The sequence below is a fragment of the Edaphobacter lichenicola genome (assembly GCF_014201315.1).
Classification (GTDB): Bacteria; Acidobacteriota; Terriglobia; order Terriglobales; family Acidobacteriaceae; genus Edaphobacter; species Edaphobacter lichenicola_B.
Map to the genome: position 1 here is coordinate 885,549 of NZ_JACHDY010000002.1, position 19,155 is coordinate 904,703.

The window sequence follows — 19,155 nt, forward strand, 5'->3', positions numbered from 1 at the left end:
TCTCCACGATTCAGAAGATAGATTTTTCCAGTACATCATCCAGAATCTCTTCGCGGAAGGGCAAAGCGGTAAGTGCGCCGCGAGCACGGGTAGACAAGGAGCCGCAAATACACGCCCTCCGTAGTTGCTCTTCGAGATCGGCCCCGCATAGCCAGGCATCGATGAAGCCGGCATCGAAAGCATCGCCCGCGCCGGTAGTATCTACAACTTGAACATTGGGTGGCTCCATCGTGTACAGGCGATCGTGTTGAAGAGCGACTGCTCCCCGGGATCCCAGTTTGATAACCGTGTGTTCCAACCCTAGCGCTGCAAATGCACGTAACATCTGCTCCGGTGTCTTATGCCCGGTCAGCAACTGCGCTTCACTTTCGTTTGGTAAGAACAGATCTACCATGCGCAATACATCAAGATTGTCGGTGTTAAGGAACCAATCCTTACGCCATCCCGGATCAATAGAAAGAGTGCAACCGGCGTTTCGCAGAGAAGGCAACAATACTCTTGCAACTCCCACTTCGAGCGGCATTGCAAAGTGAATATGCTGAGCCATGGAAAGGGCCGCAATTGTCTCCGGCGAAACTACAAACTCTTCCAGAATTCTATTTGCTCCCGCATAACTTAGAAAGCTGCGATCCACTGTGGTCGACATACTTATCGTAAGCGCATTGGGCAACTCGGAGGAGCAGGAATGCTCGGCATGCACGCCAAACGAACTGAGTCTCGATCGAAGCCACGCCTCTTCATCTTTACCAAACACGCCGAAAATGGACGAGTGATGTCCAAGACGAGCCAAAGCACATGCTGTGTTGACAGTCCCGCCTCCAGCCTCGCGGTGATACTGCTCCGCGAAGACCTCTTCTCCCGGCAATGGGACGTGATCAAAATCAGTAAAAATATGGTCTACAAACACTTCACCTGCAACGGCAATATTCCAGCTCTTAGTCATATGATTTCAAAAGGCCATCTTTGTTCCTGCCGTGATTTATAGAGAAAAGCCGCTACTCCTATCAGCGTCATCGCAAAAGCGATGAGTATATCTCTCGCTCCAGTGGAGATAAGAACAAGAAGCCACCCCACAAAAGCAATCACTACCGGCAAGGGATAGAGCGGCATAAGAAACGTGGAGTTGTCTTCTTCAGTATGACGACGGCGCAATAAAACCACGGCGACGCACTGAGCGAGAAACTGGATCATCGCCTGAATGACAATCACAAGGCTGATGAGCGTACTGAGGCTGAGCATGCAAGCACAAGCGGAGAGAACGCCCAGGATAACCAGCGAGATATGTGGAAAGTCTTTCGTTGGATGCAGCTTCGCAAAGATGCTGAAAAACTCCCCTTGTTTTGCGGCAGCAAATGGAATGCGCGAGTAGCCAAGCAGAATCGCAAACACTGAAGCGAATGACGCAACCAGAATGAGCACATCGGCCACTCTTGCAGACTTGGCACCGTAAACCGTCTGCATGAAGTCCGCTACGATCGCGCTTGAATGCATGCTCTGCTGAACCGGTAATACACCTAGAATGGCAAGGTTCATGGCAATGTAAAGAATAGCCACCATTAGGATGGAGACGATAATCGAGTATGGGATCGTGCGTTCGGGACGCTTCAGTTCGGCACCGATCAGGCAGACGTTATAGTAACCGGCATAGTCGTAGACCGCTATCAGAGTCGCTGCACCCACGCCCTTCCAAAAAGCGCTATCTAGAACTGGATACCCACCGCCGATCTGCGCTCTGAGAGCAGATGGAATGTGCTCCGCTCCACCAATGATGATCCAGACGATTGTTCCGACGACTAGTATCCAGAGACCAATCGAGATCGCGCTGATGGTAGTGATCCTGCGATAGAGCAACACGACGTTGATAAGACAGACCGCCATCGCCAGCGCGCAAAGACCCGCATCGTGAACGGACGGTCTGAGGTAATGAAAATACTGTGAGAAGCCTACTGCGCCCGAGGCGATAAGAAGCGGCGCAGTAAGTACAGAGGACCAAAGAACAAGAAAGCTTGCTGCCCTGCCATAAGTCTGGGCTCCAAATGCATGTCGCAAATAAAAGTAAGGGCCGCCAGAGTAAGGCATGGCAGATCCTAACTCTGCCCATACAAGACCATCGCACAATGAAATTGCCGCACCTAGAATCCAGGCCAGCAAAACCTTTGAACCATGCACTGCGACCAGGATAAGAGGAATACTCAGAAAGGGTCCCACGCCTATCATGTTGAGCATGTTGGAGGTGCAGGCTCCGAAGATCCCCATCCGGCGATCTAAATCCTCCTCTACAACCGCTAGATCGACCTGCATCAGAGGCTCCGGGTCACCATGGATGATACAGACGAGTATCGGGCAGTAGAGATTCTTTGTCAATAGTCGTTAATAAGTTTCCAAAGTCATTTGCAGTTTGAGGAGCGATTACGACAAAGAGCGAACAGGGATTAGCCTATGACGTAATTCATTCAGTCCTTTAGGAGTCGAAGTCATCCTCGTGTAGCCCGGCGTCTCGAAAGACTACTCGGGCACTCTCAGCAATTCTGGAGAACCCCCTCCTAGCACAGGCTTTTCCAAACCGCGAACAACAGCTCCCATCTTTCCCTGCAGGTCAAACACTACAATCTCATTCCGGCCCTTCCTCAGCCATGGGCTGGGAGCATACAACGTCTTCTGCGGTCCGATATTCCATATCCTGCCAAGCGCCTGTCCATTCAGCCATAGCTCGCCCTTCGTAAACTCGCTGGTGTCCAAAAATGTGTCTGCCACCCCAGCCAACTCGAAGGAACCACGATAGAAGCACGCGCCGTCACAAGGCTTCGTGGAATAGTGAAGATTATCTACCGCCGTCATACGAAGCGAGAATATCTCCCATCCAAAAAGCGGTCTTCCAGCCAGCGTCACCTGCTTCGTAATACCGGCTCGCTCTCCACCAATCATGCGACCGAAGTTTACACGCCCTGTATTCTCCACCAGAATATCGAGCTGAGCGTTTTTCTTCGTAGCTGGAAGAGAGAGCCGGTCCTGCTTCAGTCTGCGATCGAGCGTACCCACCAGTTTTTCATCCAGATAAACCTGCGCGTAGCTATGCAGTTGATCGAGCACCAAATCGGCCCCGGTAGCAGCCTTCAGATGAGTGCGATAAAGAATGTACCCATACGCTTGGTCCACGTCCTCCATGCTCAACACCTCTTCCGAATGAATCGGTGCCGGCAGGTTCTTCCACAATGAAGCCGATTGCGCCAACGTCACCGAAGGAACGCCGATCGTCGCAGCTACCTCCGGCACGGGAGGCGGAGTAACGCCGGCGGCCCCCGCAATTACATCGCGAAACGCAAAATACTTCGCAGTTGGCCGCCCACTCTCGTCCAGAACTGAGTCGTAGTCATAGCTCGTCACATCCGGCTCATAGACTCCCCCGTCGATATTCGCTCCATTCATCCAGCCAAAGCTAGTCCCACCGTGAAACATGTAGATGCTCACCGAATACCCCTGCCGCAGGATCCAGTCCAGGTTCGTTGCTTGATCCTTGGTACTGGTGTCCGCGTGCTTGCCGCCCCAGTGATCGAACCACCCCGCCCAATACTCGCTATTGAAAAGCAACCCATCCGGCCGAAACTTCTTCAGAGTCGCAAAAGAATTCTGCGCCGAGCCAACACCATCGCCGCCAAAGTTAATTCCAACCGGAAGCTCCGGCAGCGACCCATCCGGCACCTCTTCCGGCCCATCCGCTGTATAAAGCTGTGACTTCGTAAACCCGGCGTCCACCAATGCTTTACGCATCTGCTCCATGTACGCGTGGTCCTTGCCGTAGGAGCCATACTCATTCTCAACTTGCGTCAAGATGATCGGGCCGCCATTACCAATCTGCAGCGGGGCCAGCTCCTGTCCCAGTCTCGTAATCCATTGCGTCGCCGGTCCTATGAACTTCGGATCGCTGCTCCGCACCACGATGCTGTGATCCTTCAACAACCAGGACGGATAACCACCCCACTCCCACTCCGCGCAGACATAAGGTCCTGGCCGCAGGATCACATACAATCCCTCCTGCTGCGCCTCTCGTACAAACTCGGCAACGTCGTTGTTCCCCGAAAAATCGTAGACCCCAGGCTTCGGCTCATGCTCGTTCCAGAAGACATAGGTCGTAATTGTGTTCAGCCCCATCGCCTTTGCCATTCTGAGGCGAGCTCGCCAGTAGGCTTGCGGAATCCGAGGATAGTGTATCTCGCCCGAGATAACACGAAACGGCTTCCCGTCCAGAACAAAGTGGTCGCCCTGCACCTCAAACGTATGTCCCTCCTCATGGGGGGTGGCCGGTACTTGTGCGCCAGCGTAGAAGGCCGTGGTCAGACAACAGCCTACGAATAAGGAAACCATCTTGAGATACGCGAACATTCAATCTCCTTAAAATCCTGCTTTGCTATGGCTGTTCTGCCTCATCACGCTCGCAGACCGCGATGAGGCGGAGAAGGCTACTTCGGCTGGAGATCAAGTGTCAGCACTTCAAAGGGCCCGAGGTCGAACTGGTGCGGAGTGCGAGCGCTCAAGCTGAGTGCAGCCTTCCCCTCGTCAGACTTCCAAGGACTCTTGGCCGAGTAAGATTCAGACGCACCCGCCGGCAACTCCAGCGCCTTGCGAAGGTCGATCGTGATGCTCTGTGGTTTATCGGATGGATTCCGCAGAACCAGAATACTCTTCTTCGGCGACCACGAAGCCCAGCCATAAACATTCAGCCAGTTTGGATCGCCGCCAACCCAGTGTGTATCTTTCAACACATCCGAGTTGTGGCGCGACCACTTTGCTGCCTCCGCCAGTACGTCCCAATTGCTCGTGGTCAACAAGGACGGTGTAATGTAGAGCTCCTGCAGTTGAGTTCCCGTTCCAAAGTAGTCATGCACCTCGTTGGTAAAGTCGTTGCCCGGATCTGTGTTCAGAAATCTCTCTTCCTTCGCGAAGATAATCCCATGCAGCATTAGCGAATTCAGTGGATAGAGCGGCCCCCGCGACACAATATGGGCGTAGGTGTCCGCATCGCGATAGGTAATCCAGCGCTCGCGATTGCTTCCAACCCCGGCATAGTCATCATCTTCACCGCCGCGCCATATTGAATCCGCATACAACAGCCAGAAGGGTGAGGCGTCGGTTCCCGTGGTGAGATTGATGTAGATATCCGGCTTCTCCTGACGCAGCTCGCCGATCAGATGAATCATGGCGTCAAAGTCACTGTCGAACCGGCTTCCCCGGAAGACGGTATTGGCATTGCCAGTTCCATCGAACTTGAACTGATTGACACCGTACTTGCGGATCATCTCAACACACGCATCGCGGAAGGCGTCGTAGTACTTTGGCCCGGAGAGAGCATACCCGCCTGAAACAATCTCATACCCGGCCGCTTTGCCAAACTCAATGCGCTCCTGCTTGGGCTTGTCATATCCTCCCCAGGGGGAAAGCCACACGCCGGGAGCGGCCCCCAACTTTGCCGCCGCTTCCGTCACCCCGGTAAAGCCGTCAGGAAATCCCTTGTTGAACTTCCACAAGGAAGCATGATTATCCCAGCCATCATCGAACAAGAAGGAATCAAGCTTCGCGCCGCGCTTTTCCTGCAACTCACGGCCAAAGGTATTCACGCGATCAATCGCCTGCGCCTGATCGTAAGGATTAAAGTACCCAATGTCGTACCAGGAGTTGTAGTGCAGAAAGGTGCGATAGGGATGTGCCCGCTCGCGTTCGAGATACGCAAGAAACGCTCTCCGCATCTGGCCTGTAGGAGCTACACCGATCACGGAAGAGTACTGGATCGACTGGCCTTTCGGCAGAGGCAACGCGCGCTCCAGATCGGCGAGCGCGTGGCCTCTCACCTTTTGAACCAGCGCGAGTGGGTGCTCAAAGCCGAAGTAGAAGTTGCCATCAACAATAGGACTGCCTGCCACCGTTCCAGAGACCTGCGCTTCCGGAAGGTCCAGGTCGATCATGCGAACATCACGAATCGCAAGAGCATTCTGCGGCGCCGAAACCACAATGATCTGACGAAAGTAGTTCGACCCGTCTCGAAGCACAAACGAAACGTCAACGCGCAGATCGCCCGTTTTATTCTCAAGCACACCTTCAAACACCTTCCCGTCAATCTCGTCCGAGTAGCGAGAAACGTTCGGCTGTCCCTTCAGATCGTGAACCATTGGCGGTGCCGCGAAGTGAAGGTCTTGCGAACGCACGATCGAACCGTCGGCGAAGCGAAGACTAAAGGACGACGGCACCGAAACCGTGCGCTTATCCCGCAGATCCGTCACAGAGATATCACTCAAGCGAGTGTCCGCGACAGTCCATCTGGCTTCGACGGCGCTGTCTCTCAGGAAGTACTTGCCTCCATCGTTATGAGACGTTACCGCGCCCGCATCGAACAAATCCTGCGCAGACCCGGACACCGCACTACCAACACACAACAAAGTGGCACTGGAGATCCAACTCAGAAACATACGTACTTGCCGGGATCGCATAGAGATTGTCTTGCCGCCTTTTCCAAGAGATTGTTTCCCAGAACGTGTCTGGAACTTCATTACATCGAAAAAGAAGTATAACGAAATAAAAGATAATCGGTCTTGTTTTTGAGCCTATTTATTTGTGAGGTCTCAGGAAGCAGGATTATGAGCGAGTTCGTTTGAGTGAGTGCAATCGAGCACGGAAGAAATCCGTCTCTCACGGGCGCAACCTTGCGTGCGATCAGAACAATCCGTTGACAAGATCAACGTGCGACGTTCGCGGCTTGAATCCCGCCTCATTGAGAGCGTGATCCTAGACCAAAGTCAGCTTGAGACCCAGATCCCGTATTCCTTCCGCCATTGCCTTCGGAAGATCGGTATCTGTAATCACATGATGGATCGCAGCAACGTCAACGATCTTAGACAGGCTTCGTCTATTAAACTTGGTCGAGTCGCAGACGGCTACAGTCGTTGTAGAAGCTTTTACCATTGCTCGATTGACTCGTGACTCCATGACATTCGGCGTCGTAAGCCCAATCTCCAGATCGAACCCATCAACCCCCAGAAAGAGAATGTCGGCGTGCATCTCGGCCAGCACCTCTTCGGCAAGCGGGCCCACCAGCGAGAACGAATTCCTGCGCAGCGAGCCTCCGGTCAGAATAACTTCAAAATCTGTCCCGCTGAGCTCAGCAGCAATATTGACCGCATTCGTAATAATGGTCAGATAGGAAAACTTCTTTAACCCCTTGGCAATCGCAGTGGTTGTTGTGCCCGAGTCGAGCAGAACACATTGCCCCTCCTTAACGAGCGCCACCGCAGCATCCGCGATACGCTGTTTTTCCTGTGAGTGCTGTGTTTCCTTCTCTTTCAAAGAGGGATCAAACAAAGCTCCCGATTGGGGAAGGAGAGCACCCCCATGGGTTCTTTGCAGAACACCTTTTGCCTGCAGATAGTCGAGATCCTTGCGGATGGTAATGCGCGAAATACCAAGGTCCTTCGAGAGATCCTCAACAATTACGCGCCCATTCTGACGAGCCAGCGCGAGGATATATTGACGGCGTTCTTCAATGAGCATCTGCGAGCCGGGCTCAACCTCTGGCGACGCGGCCTTGATGGGAAGCTTTGGAGCATTCCTGTGCTTCATATGATTTCGAATCCTACCTCTATGGTGGTCTTTGACACTATCATGCACCAATATAGCGCGCAATTCGCAGCCAGACATGCATCAGCCGATCACCCTTGCGCGGGCTGGTAAAAAACGTGGCTACTGCCGTCCACACGCCGCCCCATAGACTCGCAGCACGTCGCGAACGCGATCCACAATCAGAGACACAGCATCACCGGCAATCTCGCCTCGACGAAGGCGTTCATACTGCGCCGGCAGATAGCGGCTGCACATACTCTCCGGAATCGAGACAGAGGACAGATTAGAGATCAGCCGATCGACCGCAGCAGTAATCTCCGGACGATGCCAGTAGTACCGGATCCGGTCACTATAGCTGTAAATCCGCAAAAGCCGCTGCTGCTCCAGCGTGCCCTGGTAATACACCTGCCAATCTGCGGGCTCTCGCAGCATCGTCTCCTCCACTACCCGTGCAAGGTCCGAGCGCTGCGCCGCGTGAAGCAGTTGCGATTCCATATCTTCAAGCGCATACAGAGCTTCACGCATGGCAAAGGTCAGCACAGGGCCTACCTTCAAGATGGCAAAGCCGTCTTCAACCAGCTCAACATATCCGCCGGAGAGTTGATAGTCAGTGGAATGTGCCTCGAAGACGATGTTCTCGGTTTGGGCGCGAAGCCAGTCGACCAACGGCTTCGCCTTCTTCCGATCGTAGGAGATCACAGAATCATGACCGAACTCCACTCCAGGCTGCACGACCAGAGCGATCACGCGACGCCACGCATCCGACAAACCCTGCTCTTCGAAGACGCGCTTGTGCACAGCCAGGGTATGGGTTGCGGCGGCAGTTGAGGTCACCTGCAGCTCGTCAAGAGCGTGTGTAGCGCCGCCGGGTGTAGGCACTTCCGTGCCAATCACATAGACCGGAGCCGGACCTGCGCCGCGCGCTCTCTCTGCCGCCTGGCAAAGCTGCGCTGTCCGTTGCGCAACCACCTCATCCGGCAGCACCGCCGGGTCATCGCCACACGCCATGCTGGCATCAAGGTGAATCTTGGTAAAGCCAGCCAGCACATATTCCCCAACCATTGCCTCGGCAAACCCCATTGCCTTCGCTGCCGGCTGAGCTCGCCATGGGTTCGGTCCGAGATGGTCTCCCCCCAGGATCAACGACTCTGGCAAAAAACCCGCATCGGCAACGTGCCGCAGAACAAACTCGCGAAAGGCCGCTGGCCGCTTCCCTGTGTATCCGCCAAACTGATTAACCTGGTTACTCGTAGCTTCAATCAGCAGAAGCGAGCGTCCATGCGCTGCCTGCTCTGCTGCCGCACGAATCACCCATGGATGTGCGGAGCAGACCGAGTACACAGCAGAGGCGATCCCCGCCTTGCGTTTCGCGAGATGATCCTGAAGAAGAGAGGACATCGTCTAATAAATCCCAAACTCCTGCACGACACGATTGATCACGCCATCCGGACTGGGCGCGTCCGGCTTCAATTGGTGAAAGACGGAGCAGTAAAGTCCAAGCAACTGTCCGAAGATGACGTCGAGCGCCGGTCTGTAGGCATCGGGAATCTCATCATGGATAGAGAGGTACGACTCGCAGCAGGATTTGATCTCAGCCTCTTCCGATGCTGGACCAACCGCGATACGCTCCGCGGTAATTCCCTTCTCGCCTACCTCACGGAGAAGATCTCGCGCATACAGAGCCCTGCGATGATCCTGGGAGACAAAGCACACGAAGATCGTCTGGTCATCGAGAGCGGCCATCGGTCCATGACGAAGACCAAGCACCGTCTCCGACATCGTCTTCACCTGGCCCGCCGTCATCTCAAGCACCTTCAGCGCCGACTCCTTCGCAACGCTGAACAACGAGCCACTACCCACCAGGCAGATACGCGAGAAGCCTCGCGACGCAAGACGTTCTGCTTCCTCCGCGCCGCTGACCAAAAACTGCCGTCCCGCGCGAACCAACCGATGCAGGATGGGGCGATATTCCTCGATCGACCAGGCATGCGCGAGGCATTGCCCCATCACAACCATATTTGTAAACGAGCTGGTCATCGCCAGGCTGCGATCGTTCACTGCGGCATCCAGCACGACAACGCAGGAGTGTGTGGCGTGCTTGCACACGGCGATCATTCGCGCATCCGCGTTGCAGGTAATGATGAGGTGAGCAATCTCCGGGTAAAACTGGATTGCCCGTTCCAGCACAGCCACGCCTTCGGGGGAATCACCCGATCTTGAAAACGAGATCCAGAGATAGTTTCGCCCTGGGACAATGTAATCCTCGAGGTTAGGCAGCAAATCAGTACTGGGACAGGCCAGCACTTCGCACCCCCAACTCTGCCGCAACAGAAGAGTGAGAGCCTGCCCTATATAGTCGGAGGTTCCTGCGCCAACAAGAATAACGACCGGCCTCTTCTCGACTGGTCCGCGCAAGCCGATCTGGTCAAGAAAACTACAGATCTGTTCTTGATTCTCTTGAAAGATGCCCAGCGTCGTCTCCCAAGTGTCTGGTTGCTGCGCAATCTCTCGTGGCGTAAATACCAGGCCTAGTGCCTGTTGCTTCTCTGCCGGCATTTTGACAAAACTGGATAGGGTGGCCATTGGTTTCCTTTACAAGCTATAATCTACACCGTATTCCAGTAAATGGAAACAAAAAGATGGTAATCATAATAAGCGCACCTCTCAGTGCCATAAGAAACCAGGAAAGAGGCTCCGTTGGCAAATATCTCTTCAGGGGAAGCAAAAAAGCGCTTTGACATCACAATTGCGGGTGAGACGAATCTCGACCTCATCCTCTATGGCCTGCCTGAAGTAATGCCCACGGAGCGTGAGTTGCTCGCATCCGATTTCAAGATCACCTTGGGCGGCTCCTCGTCCATCCTGGCGCACAATTTAGCCATGCTGGGTAGTCGAGTCGGCTTTATCTCCCAGGTCGGTACCGACGAGCTTGGACAAATCGCACTCGCACGCCTTGTAGAAAGCGGCGCGGACCTCTTGCTAGTGCCTTCTCGAGAAAATACGAGTACTGGAGTAACGATTCTGTTGCCACACGGCGCGCATCGTCATATCTTGACCAATCCCGGTACCATGGCTGAGATGAAAGTTGCCGATCTCGATATGGCTTATCTCACATCCGCTCGGCACTTTCACCTCTCCTCTCTCTTTCTGCAGACTGGGCTCCAACCCGATCTGCCGCAACTATTTGCTGATTTGAAGAACGCAGGCCTGACACTCTCGCTCGACACCAACGACGACCCCAGCGACCAATGGTCCGGTGTTCTGGATCAGCTCCTGGATAGCATCGACCTTCTGCTACCTAACGAGGATGAGATCAAGCGCATCACGCGCACCGCCACTCTCGAACAGGCTCTCGATGCTCTGTCGGAACGCGTGCCGCTCATCGTCGTAAAGTGCGGCTCTCGCGGCGCTGTCGTGCAGCAGGGTAGAAGCCGGCAGCGGGTTCCGTCGCTCCAGGTACAGCCTGTAGATACTATCGGTGCTGGCGACAGCTTCAATGCAGGCTTCCTGAGCTCTTATCTCACTGGCAAAGATCCGCTCCGCGCTGCAGCAATGGGAAACGTTGCAGGAGCCCTCTCAACGTTGAAAACAGGAGGTACCGAAGCGTACAGGGACGCTACGCTCCGCGAAAAATTTTTAGCAGAGCACCCGATCGTGTAGAAGACGAAATCTCGCAAAGAGGGGACTGGAAGATGAGCCCGGTGATTCAAAAGACACGAAACAAGTAGAAGCTATTTAGTATTTCGATTTATATTCTTTATGTTGTTCCGGGGCGGAGTGGGCGAGGAGAAGGGCATGTCGCAACAGAACGAAGACAAGTTTATCGCGATGGTTACGGCAAAGGCAGATGTCACACTTCCGCTCAGCGACTTCCATCCCAGATCGATGCTCACCACACCGATCCACGAGATCACGCATCCCCGTTATCCCGTAATCGACTACCACAACCATCTGGACGCACAAGACCCGGAGCACGTACTGCGGATCATGGATGCCTGTGGCATCGAGCACATCGTCAATATCACGATGAAGGTTGGTGACGAGGCTCTGAGAATGATCGATCGCTACCATCAGGCTTCCCCGGCACGCTTCTCGACGATTGGCTGGATGGATTGGACCGGTGTAGAGCGTAACGATTTCATCGCTCTCAGCCTGGAGCGTCTGGAGCGTCTGGTGGAGCGCGGAGCCATTGGCTTCAAGTTCTGGAAGGACCTGGGACTTACCATCCGTGACGTATCGGGCGAGCTGCTGCAGGTCGACGACGAACGACTCGCCCCGATCTTCGAAAGGTGCGGCGAACTGGGCATTCCGGTCATGGTTCACATCGGCGATCCCGAGGCCTTCTTCCTGCCCATCGATGCGAACAACGAACGCTTTGAGGAGCTCTCAGCCCATCCCGATTGGAGCTTTTACGGAGCAACCTTCAGCAAGCATCAGTTACTGGAGCAGCGCGACCGCGTCTTCAGGAGGCACCCCAAAACCACCTTCGTAGCCGCGCATGTGGCCGAAAACGGAGAAGATCTGCAACGCGTAACCGCCATGCTCAATGCCAATCCAAACGTTCTAGTCGATATCAGTGCACGCGCGTCGGAGCTGGGGCGTCAGCCTTTCTCGGCACGCAGGTTCTTCTTGCGCTTTGCGGACCGCATCCTCTTCGGCGCCGACCTCGTGCCGGATATCGAGATGTACCGCCTCTACTACCGATTCCTCGAAACAGAAGATGAGTACTTTGAGTACCCGACACATGCCTCCAGGCAGGGTCGCTGGAATATTTGCGGCATGAATCTCCCCGATGACGTCCTGCGCAAAGTCTATCGGGAAAATGCGCTGCGCCTGCTCCCATCCAACCGTGCGCGGATCTGATCTCACGCCCAACCTATATTGGAATAGTTATGATGTCCCAGTAGAACCTCCGAACAAAACCACTTTGCGGCGCATGGGCTTCTTCCAATCTTCTTTTGGCCCGCGAGAATGGAATCTATGATCTCCGGCCCCACCCAGTTATCCGTCAGCCAGCGCCGATACAGCGCATTGCTTCTGGTGGTTGCAGGTCTAGGTGGCCTGCTCTACGGCGTAGATGTGGGCATCATCGGAGGCGCCCTCCCTTATCTTGAGGCAACCTCAGGCCTTACCGCCGGGCAGCTCTCTGTCATCGTTGCAGCGGTACTGCTCGGCAGCGTCATCTCCACCTTGTTTGCCGGTCTGCTCGCCGACTGGATGGGCCGCAAACCTTTAATGCTCCTGAGCGGCGGCATCTTCGTCATCAGTATCCCCGTCATCGCCATCTCCTCCGGCTACGAATCGCTGTTTTTCGGACGGCTGCTCCAGGGCGTCAGCGGAGGACTCATCGGCGTGGTGGTTCCGCTCTACCTCGCCGAGTGCCTCCCATCGTCGACTCGCGGCAAGGGCACCGGTATCTTCCAATGGTTCCTCACCTTGGGCATCGTTGGCGCGGCAGTGATCGGCATCTATTACAGCTACCGCGTTCAGGCCGTGGCGCAGGCCTCGGACCCGGCGACTTTGTTCCACTTCAAAGACCAGGCATGGCGGCGCATCTTCTGGGTCTCTCTTCCGCCCGGAGTTCTCTTTGTTCTTGGCACGTTGTTCGTACAGGAATCCCCTCGCTGGCTCTTTCGCCGCGGCCACAGAGATCGCGCTCTCGTTGCGCTCCGTCGCTCCCATCCTACCCATGTCGCACAGGCCGAACTCGACACGATGCAGCAAGTCACCATCACGTCTACAGAAAAGACCTCCTCGAAAGCGGCCGTCCACGACACCATCTTTCGTCGCCGTTATATGATCCCTTTCCTGCTGGCCTGCGTCATTCTCTTCTGCAATACAGCGACAGGAGTCAATTCGATCATTAGCTATAACACCGGCATCCTCCTGCAGAGCGGTCTCTCCGATCTCAGTGCGCACTGGGGGTATGTCCTCTTCACCGCGGTAAACTTTCTCATTACCGCGGTGGGCATGTCTCTGGTCGATCGCAAGGGCCGTCGGTTCCTTCTCATTCTTGGTACAACCGGTGTCATCGCCTCTCTGATCACAGTCGGCACCCTCTTTCTGCGAACCGAAAGATCAAACCTTGAGTGCCGCACCGCCGTGCAAGCTCTTGTCAGCCCGCAACAGGACCTATCTCTTGCCTTCAACCGGGCCGAGGCCAGCAGACTTTTGCAGGCGAGCGGTTACAACGAGGATCAGTTCAACGACAGCAATACCTCTCTCGCTGTCATCTACTCCTATGGCGGGTTCAGTGCCGCAACCACCTTTGTACGCTCCGACGACGCCGCAGCAGCCCCCATTCACATCACCCGCGAAAGCTGCGTGCCTGCCAACCGGATCGAAGCCTTCTTCAAAAATCCCTTCGCGGATCTGGCTGCTGCTCAGACAGCGCCTCTCAAGATCCAGCGAGCCCTGATCAACCGTGTCCCTGCCACCAGGCATGGATGGCTGGTGGCCCTTGGCCTCTATGCCTTCATGGCGTTTTATGCTGTAGGCCCCGGGGTATGCGTCTGGCTGGCCCTGTCGGAGCTAATGCCCACCCGCATTCGTTCGGTAGGCATGAGCATCGCTCTCGTCATCAATCAGATGGTCTCGACCACGCTTGCTGTCCTCTTCCTGCCCGTCGTCAGCAAGTACGGCTACTCCACCATGTTCTTTATCTTTGCTGCCTTCACCGTCATATACTTCCTCACCGCAACCTTCCTCCTGCCCGAAACCAAAGGCAAAACTCTGGAAGAGATCGAGCAGCACTTCGAGGGAGTAAGAAAAATATAAGCCGCAGCAGTCCCTCTGAAGACCCGTTCCCACCGATCGCATGCGCATTACGTAGCGGCTCCGGCTGCAATCAAGCCCGACCTTCTGTGGATAGGGAGCATTTTTCAGCATTCAGCCGGTTCGTCTCTTCAAACCCCGGCTCGGGCCTTTGTCGTATTCTCGTAGTCATAAACACATGGTCAAGGAGGATACATGTCTGAAGAGGATTTGAGAGCAGAGCTCGAGCGCCTGCGAGCAGAGAACGATCAACTGAAGAACAAGGCTGTGCGTGGGCTGAGTCTCAAGGTCAGCGAGAAGGGCGGATTGTCCCTCTACGGAGTCGGTAGATTTCCTGTGACTCTGTATAAGGAGCAATGGCGCAAGATCCTCGCAATGGCACCTGAGATCGAAGACTTCATCGTAAAGAACGACAGCCTGCTCAAGACCAAAGAATAGGCGCGTCTTCAGGCGCGGCTCACCGGGCCCCTTCCATTGGTAACCCGGTGAGCGGCCAGTGATCGACCAGAGCTCCCACGTTAGCTTCAACGCTAACCCCCGCTGAAGTAGCGGCGGTCACTCCAACATTCCATCCATCCAACGCGACCAGGGCGTCCTCTCCCTTTAGATCCGCAGCCGCAGCTTCAATCGTGATCGTCCTTGTCTCGTTCGGCAGCAGAGACACATAGTTGTCGCTGTAATAAACGGGCAGCACTCGTTCTCCCGAGCGCTTGCGCCGCAGCTGCAGGTGAGTCATCAGCGCAATTCCTTTCCCTGTATTTTGCAGCGTGACCGTGACGAAGACCTTGCCCTCCGTCTCGCGGCGAACCACCGAAGCCCCAAGCGTCACCACGGGCAAACTGCCCAACGCTTTGAGATCATTCTGATGCTCCGGCAGCCCACGCCAGTAGAAGTTCTCCGAGATCAGTTTCCCCGTCGCATCGCGCAGCTCAAGCTTCACAAAGTGAACCGCCGAAAGGGTTGAAGGCCACTCCACGCTTCCAAGCGTCGTTGCCAGGCTCGGTGCAGCCGACACTTCAAAGTCGTGTTGATACTGCACTGCCCCATCCAGGTTGTAGATCGCCAGGTGAGCATGCGCACTCTCCAGCGGAGTATCCAGATTATTGATCACCTGGACCTCGCCATTCGCCTCATTCAGCTGAATATGAATCGGCTCGGCCGCCTTCTTCACCGCAAACAAAGCTGAGTTAGGCTCAAGATCGTGGTGGTAAAGCTGCCACACAAAGCTGGGCTGCGCAGGATTGCTCATCCACGTAATCACTCCCGTCGTCGGATGAAACAGCTTCGCATTGCGCCCCTCGTACATCGCGCGAAACGCCTCATAGTTCGCCAGCTGCGACTTCCTCACAAAGTCCGCGAGGTTCGCCACCTTGCCATACCGATCCGCAATAATCGCCGGATATTTGTCGCCATCCGCCGCGCCCTTGGCAAAGTCATGCTGCGCCCAGTCGTCGTTGATCGTCTCCCAGTCTTTCTCCGGCATCATTCCGTGAATTGACTCCAGCGTCGGCACCGACATGCTTCCAATCTCTGTCTTGAACGCCTCGTCATAAACATAGAACTCCCGCGGCGTCCTCCAGTGATACGGCCCATGCGAGTTGACCCCGCGCCCATCAGCCGAGTTCGCCTGATACAACCTCGTCGGCTCCAGCTCAGTCATCAAAACGCGCAGCGCATCGTCAATCGTCTTCGGCGGATATCCTTCATTCCGCGCACACCACAAAACAATTGCGGCATGATTGCGAAACCGCAGAATCTTGTCGCGCACATTTGCCATGTACGTATCAAAATCATCCGGATCAGGTCCATCCGAAGGATTCGGCTGAAAAAACTCATCCCACACCAGAATCCCGTACTTGTCGCACAGCTCATAAAAATCTTCGCTCGTGCTCTGCCCCACCCAGTTGCGAATCATGTTCATATTCGCGATCTGGTGCATCCGAATCTGCGCCTCGAGCCGCTCCCGCGGATTGCGCTTCATCGCTTCATCCAGACCCCAGTTCCCCCCACGAATAAACACGCGAACCCCATTCACCGAGATCGTCAGGTTCTCCGAATCAGGCACCGCATACGTAAACTTGCGAACGCCGAAGCTTACATCCTTATCGTCCGACGCCTTCCCATCCACCTCAAAACTCAAATGCAGCTTATACAGATTCTGCGGCCCATATCCATTCGGCCACCACAGCTTCGGATGCTCCACATGCATCGCCGGCGTGTTCTTCGGATCGACCGTAACCATCTGCGAACTATGCGCCGCCACTTCCACGCTCTGCTCGAACGTCACATCCCCAAAGCTTCCCTTCAACACGCCCTTCTGTGGGGCATCCGTCACATTCTCCACTCGCGCCTGCACCGAGACATCAGCCGTATCCGTCTTAGGCAAGGGAAGATCCGTCGTCACCAGCGGATCTTTAATCACCACCGGCCCACTCGCCGAGAGGAACACCTTCTGCCAGATGCCCGTATCCCGGTCCCTCATCGCCGGAATCCAGTCCCAGCCAATCGTCGAAAGAAACGTCGGCCCATCGATCGCGGTGATGCCGCCGTTCGTGCCCACGCCATCTCGAATCGTATGTTCATGTGGCACGCCCGGATGAGGCTGCGGCGACACCAGCACCGCCAGAACCGCCTGCTTCCCAGGCTTCACCGCGGGCGAGATATCAAAGATCCCCCGCTTGAACGCGCCCTTCATCGTGCCAACCTGCGTCCCGTTCACCCACACCTGTGCTGAAAAATTAATCCCCTCAAGGTTCAGCCACACATGCCTCCCGGCGTACGTCTTCGGCACCTCAAAGACCGTGCGATACCAGTACGGCGTGCGCGCAAGGCTGTCAGGAATCTTGTCGGGGCGGCTATTCTCCCCATACAAAGGCTCCCGGTAGACGCCTGCATTCACCAGGCTCGTCAGCACCGTCCCAGGCACCGTCGCGGAGTACCAGCCCTGCGGTTTAAACTTCGCCGAAGCGATCGCATCCCCGGTCTGCGTCACCTTCGCCGCATCCTGCAGCTGCCAGCCAGCCGACAGAGTCACAGCCTCAGGAAGTGACGAACTAGCTGCCAAAGCCACCGAACCTAACCCCACCGAACCTGCTGCAAACAACAGCACCAACGCCGATCCCCAGACTCTCATTCGCATTCAACCCACACCTTTGATCGCTGATCTCAAAATTTTTCGGACGCGAAAACCGCACCGCGCCAGACATAGAAACCCTACACGATCATCACGCAAAGGTCACACCTTCAGCCTCATCGTTGAACTGTCGTCTCTGCCTTCGTCAACTTCTCGGAGACCTGCGCCGGCGTAGGCAGTTGCGATCGATCCCATCCTCCACCCAGCGCCTCGATCAACTGTACCGAAGCGGTCATCGCCTGCACTCGCAGAGTCGCGACCGACTGCCTGTCCGTCAGCAACGTCGTCTGCGCCGTCACCAGGTTCACGTAAGGATCGATGCCCGTCTGGTACCGCGCCGTCTCGAGCGTCACAAACTCCTCCGCCGACTTCACCGCCTCCTGTTGCTGTAACTGCTGCTGCGAAAGAATACGCACGGAAGCAAGCGCATCCTCCACCTGCTGAAACCCCGTAAGAACGGTCTGCCGGTAGCTCGCGACATCAGCGTTATATACCTCCACAAACTGATTTACCGTGGCCCGCCGCAACCCAGCGTCGAAGACCGTCTCGCTCACCGTAGGCCCGATCGACCAGAACCGGCTCGGCCAATCAAAAAGATGTTTGAAGGTCGAGCTCTCGAATCCACCCGAAGCGCTCAACGTCAGATTCGGATAGTACGCCGCGGTCGCAATACCAATCTGGGCATTAGCAGCCGCCATGTTTCGCTCCGAAGCAGCAATATCAGGTCGCCTTTCCAGCAACGCCGACGGCAACCCAATCGGTATCGGTGGAGGAGTCACGCTCGAAGCCTTCACCGGAATAGAAAAAGTCGAAGCATTGGCCCCCACCAGCAGCGCAATCGCATTCTCATATTGTGCGCGCGCCACGCCAAGATTGATCGCCTGCGACTGCACATTCTGCAGTGTGTTCTGCGCCTCCACCACCGAAATCCGATCGCCAACGCCGGTCTCGTACTGCGCCTGTGTCAACTCCAGCGCCCTCTTATCTGCCTCCACCGTGTCCTCCAGAATCGCCTGCAGCGCATCCTGACCGCGAATCTCAAAGAAGAACGTAGCAAGACTCGCCTGCTCGGTCAGCTTCTCATTCTCAAGATCGGCGGCACTCAACTGCGCGTTGAACTGCTGTTCGTGAATCGTGCTGCGAACTCTGCCCCAAAGATCCGGCTCCCACGAAATCGAAGCAGGCAGAGAGCCGACAGAGTTCGTTGAGCCCGTGTTGGCTTGCGACGAACGTCCCAGATTCGCTGAGGACTTGGAACGGGTATACGACGGCCCCACAGAAGCAGTCGGATAAAGCTGCGAACGTGCCTGCGCCACAAGAGCACGCGCCTCCATGAAGTTCGCGAAGAACTGTTTGATGTTCTGGTTGTCGATATTCAACCGCTCTTCCAGCGCATTCAACTCCGGATCCCCGTAGATCTCCCACCACTTCCCATGCAGCATCGCATCCTGCGGTTGTGCCACCTTCCAGCCGTCCGTATCCTGAAACTGCGTCGGCGACTCCTTGTAAATCGTTGGCGGCCCCTGCGCAACGGCGGGCGGCGTGTGGTACTTAGGCCCCACCATACATCCGGTCAACAAAAGCGCCGTCAACGCCGGGCAAATCGCGATGGTGAATCGAAGGTTCGTCATAGGGTTAGACAT

General features: G+C 55.5%; 13 protein-coding genes. 4 read left to right on the top strand and 9 right to left on the bottom strand.

Features of this window, described 5'->3' with window-relative positions; all coding sequences use genetic code 11:
• Positions 1-10: 10 nt before the first annotated feature.
• The 7 genes from HDF09_RS09985 to HDF09_RS10015 form a co-directional block, all read right to left on the bottom strand.
• Positions 11-943, bottom strand: a complete 933-nt coding sequence (locus HDF09_RS09985; protein ID WP_183765408.1) for a carbohydrate kinase family protein — start codon at positions 941-943, stop codon at positions 11-13.
• Positions 940-2,301, bottom strand: coding sequence for an APC family permease (locus HDF09_RS09990; protein WP_183765411.1), 1,362 nt, complete (start codon positions 2,299-2,301; stop codon positions 940-942). Before HDF09_RS09990 ends, HDF09_RS09985 begins: the two co-directional genes overlap by 4 nt.
• Before the next feature lie 204 nt (positions 2,302-2,505).
• On the bottom strand, positions 2,506-4,380 hold the full coding sequence (locus tag HDF09_RS09995) for a glycoside hydrolase family 35 protein (RefSeq protein ID WP_221270089.1): 1,875 nt from the start codon (positions 4,378-4,380) through the stop codon (positions 2,506-2,508).
• A 77-nt stretch (positions 4,381-4,457) separates the two neighbouring features.
• The gene (locus HDF09_RS10000; protein WP_260181057.1) at positions 4,458-6,287 is read right to left on the bottom strand and encodes an alpha-galactosidase; all 1,830 of its coding nucleotides are present in this window, start codon (positions 6,285-6,287) and stop codon (positions 4,458-4,460) included.
• Positions 6,288-6,774: 487 nt separating this feature from the next.
• On the bottom strand, positions 6,775-7,605 hold the full coding sequence (agaR, locus tag HDF09_RS10005) for a transcriptional repressor AgaR (protein ID WP_260181058.1): 831 nt from the start codon (positions 7,603-7,605) through the stop codon (positions 6,775-6,777).
• A gap of 120 nt (positions 7,606-7,725) precedes the next feature.
• Positions 7,726-9,003 (bottom strand): D-tagatose-bisphosphate aldolase, class II, non-catalytic subunit, encoded by a 1,278-nt coding sequence (locus tag HDF09_RS10010; RefSeq protein ID WP_183765417.1) that lies wholly within the window; start codon positions 9,001-9,003, stop codon positions 7,726-7,728.
• Positions 9,004-9,006: 3 nt separating this feature from the next.
• A complete protein-coding gene (locus HDF09_RS10015; RefSeq protein WP_183765420.1) occupies positions 9,007-10,188 on the bottom strand; it encodes an SIS domain-containing protein in 1,182 nt (393 codons plus the stop codon).
• A gap of 114 nt (positions 10,189-10,302) precedes the next feature.
• Here HDF09_RS10015 and HDF09_RS10020 point away from each other — a divergent pair, with 114 nt between their 5' ends.
• From HDF09_RS10020 to HDF09_RS10035, 4 genes are all read left to right on the top strand, one after another.
• Positions 10,303-11,265 (top strand): carbohydrate kinase family protein, encoded by a 963-nt coding sequence (locus HDF09_RS10020; protein ID WP_221270090.1) that lies wholly within the window; start codon positions 10,303-10,305, stop codon positions 11,263-11,265.
• A 135-nt stretch (positions 11,266-11,400) separates the two neighbouring features.
• Complete coding sequence (locus HDF09_RS10025; RefSeq protein WP_183765423.1) at positions 11,401-12,468, top strand: amidohydrolase family protein; 1,068 nt, start codon at positions 11,401-11,403, stop codon at positions 12,466-12,468.
• Positions 12,469-12,576: 108 nt separating this feature from the next.
• Positions 12,577-14,382, top strand: a complete 1,806-nt coding sequence (locus HDF09_RS10030; RefSeq protein ID WP_183765426.1) for an MFS transporter — start codon at positions 12,577-12,579, stop codon at positions 14,380-14,382.
• Between the two features lie 192 nt (positions 14,383-14,574).
• The gene (locus tag HDF09_RS10035) at positions 14,575-14,817 is read left to right on the top strand and encodes a hypothetical protein (protein ID WP_183765429.1); all 243 of its coding nucleotides are present in this window, start codon (positions 14,575-14,577) and stop codon (positions 14,815-14,817) included.
• Between the two features lie 19 nt (positions 14,818-14,836).
• Here the strand turns inward: HDF09_RS10035 and HDF09_RS10040 are convergent, their stop codons facing one another.
• A complete protein-coding gene (locus tag HDF09_RS10040) occupies positions 14,837-17,518 on the bottom strand; it encodes a glycoside hydrolase family 2 protein (protein ID WP_260181059.1) in 2,682 nt (893 codons plus the stop codon).
• Positions 17,519-17,628: 110 nt separating this feature from the next.
• The gene (locus HDF09_RS10045; protein WP_183765431.1) at positions 17,629-19,143 is read right to left on the bottom strand and encodes an efflux transporter outer membrane subunit; all 1,515 of its coding nucleotides are present in this window, start codon (positions 19,141-19,143) and stop codon (positions 17,629-17,631) included.
• Positions 19,144-19,155: the final 12 nt, after the last annotated feature.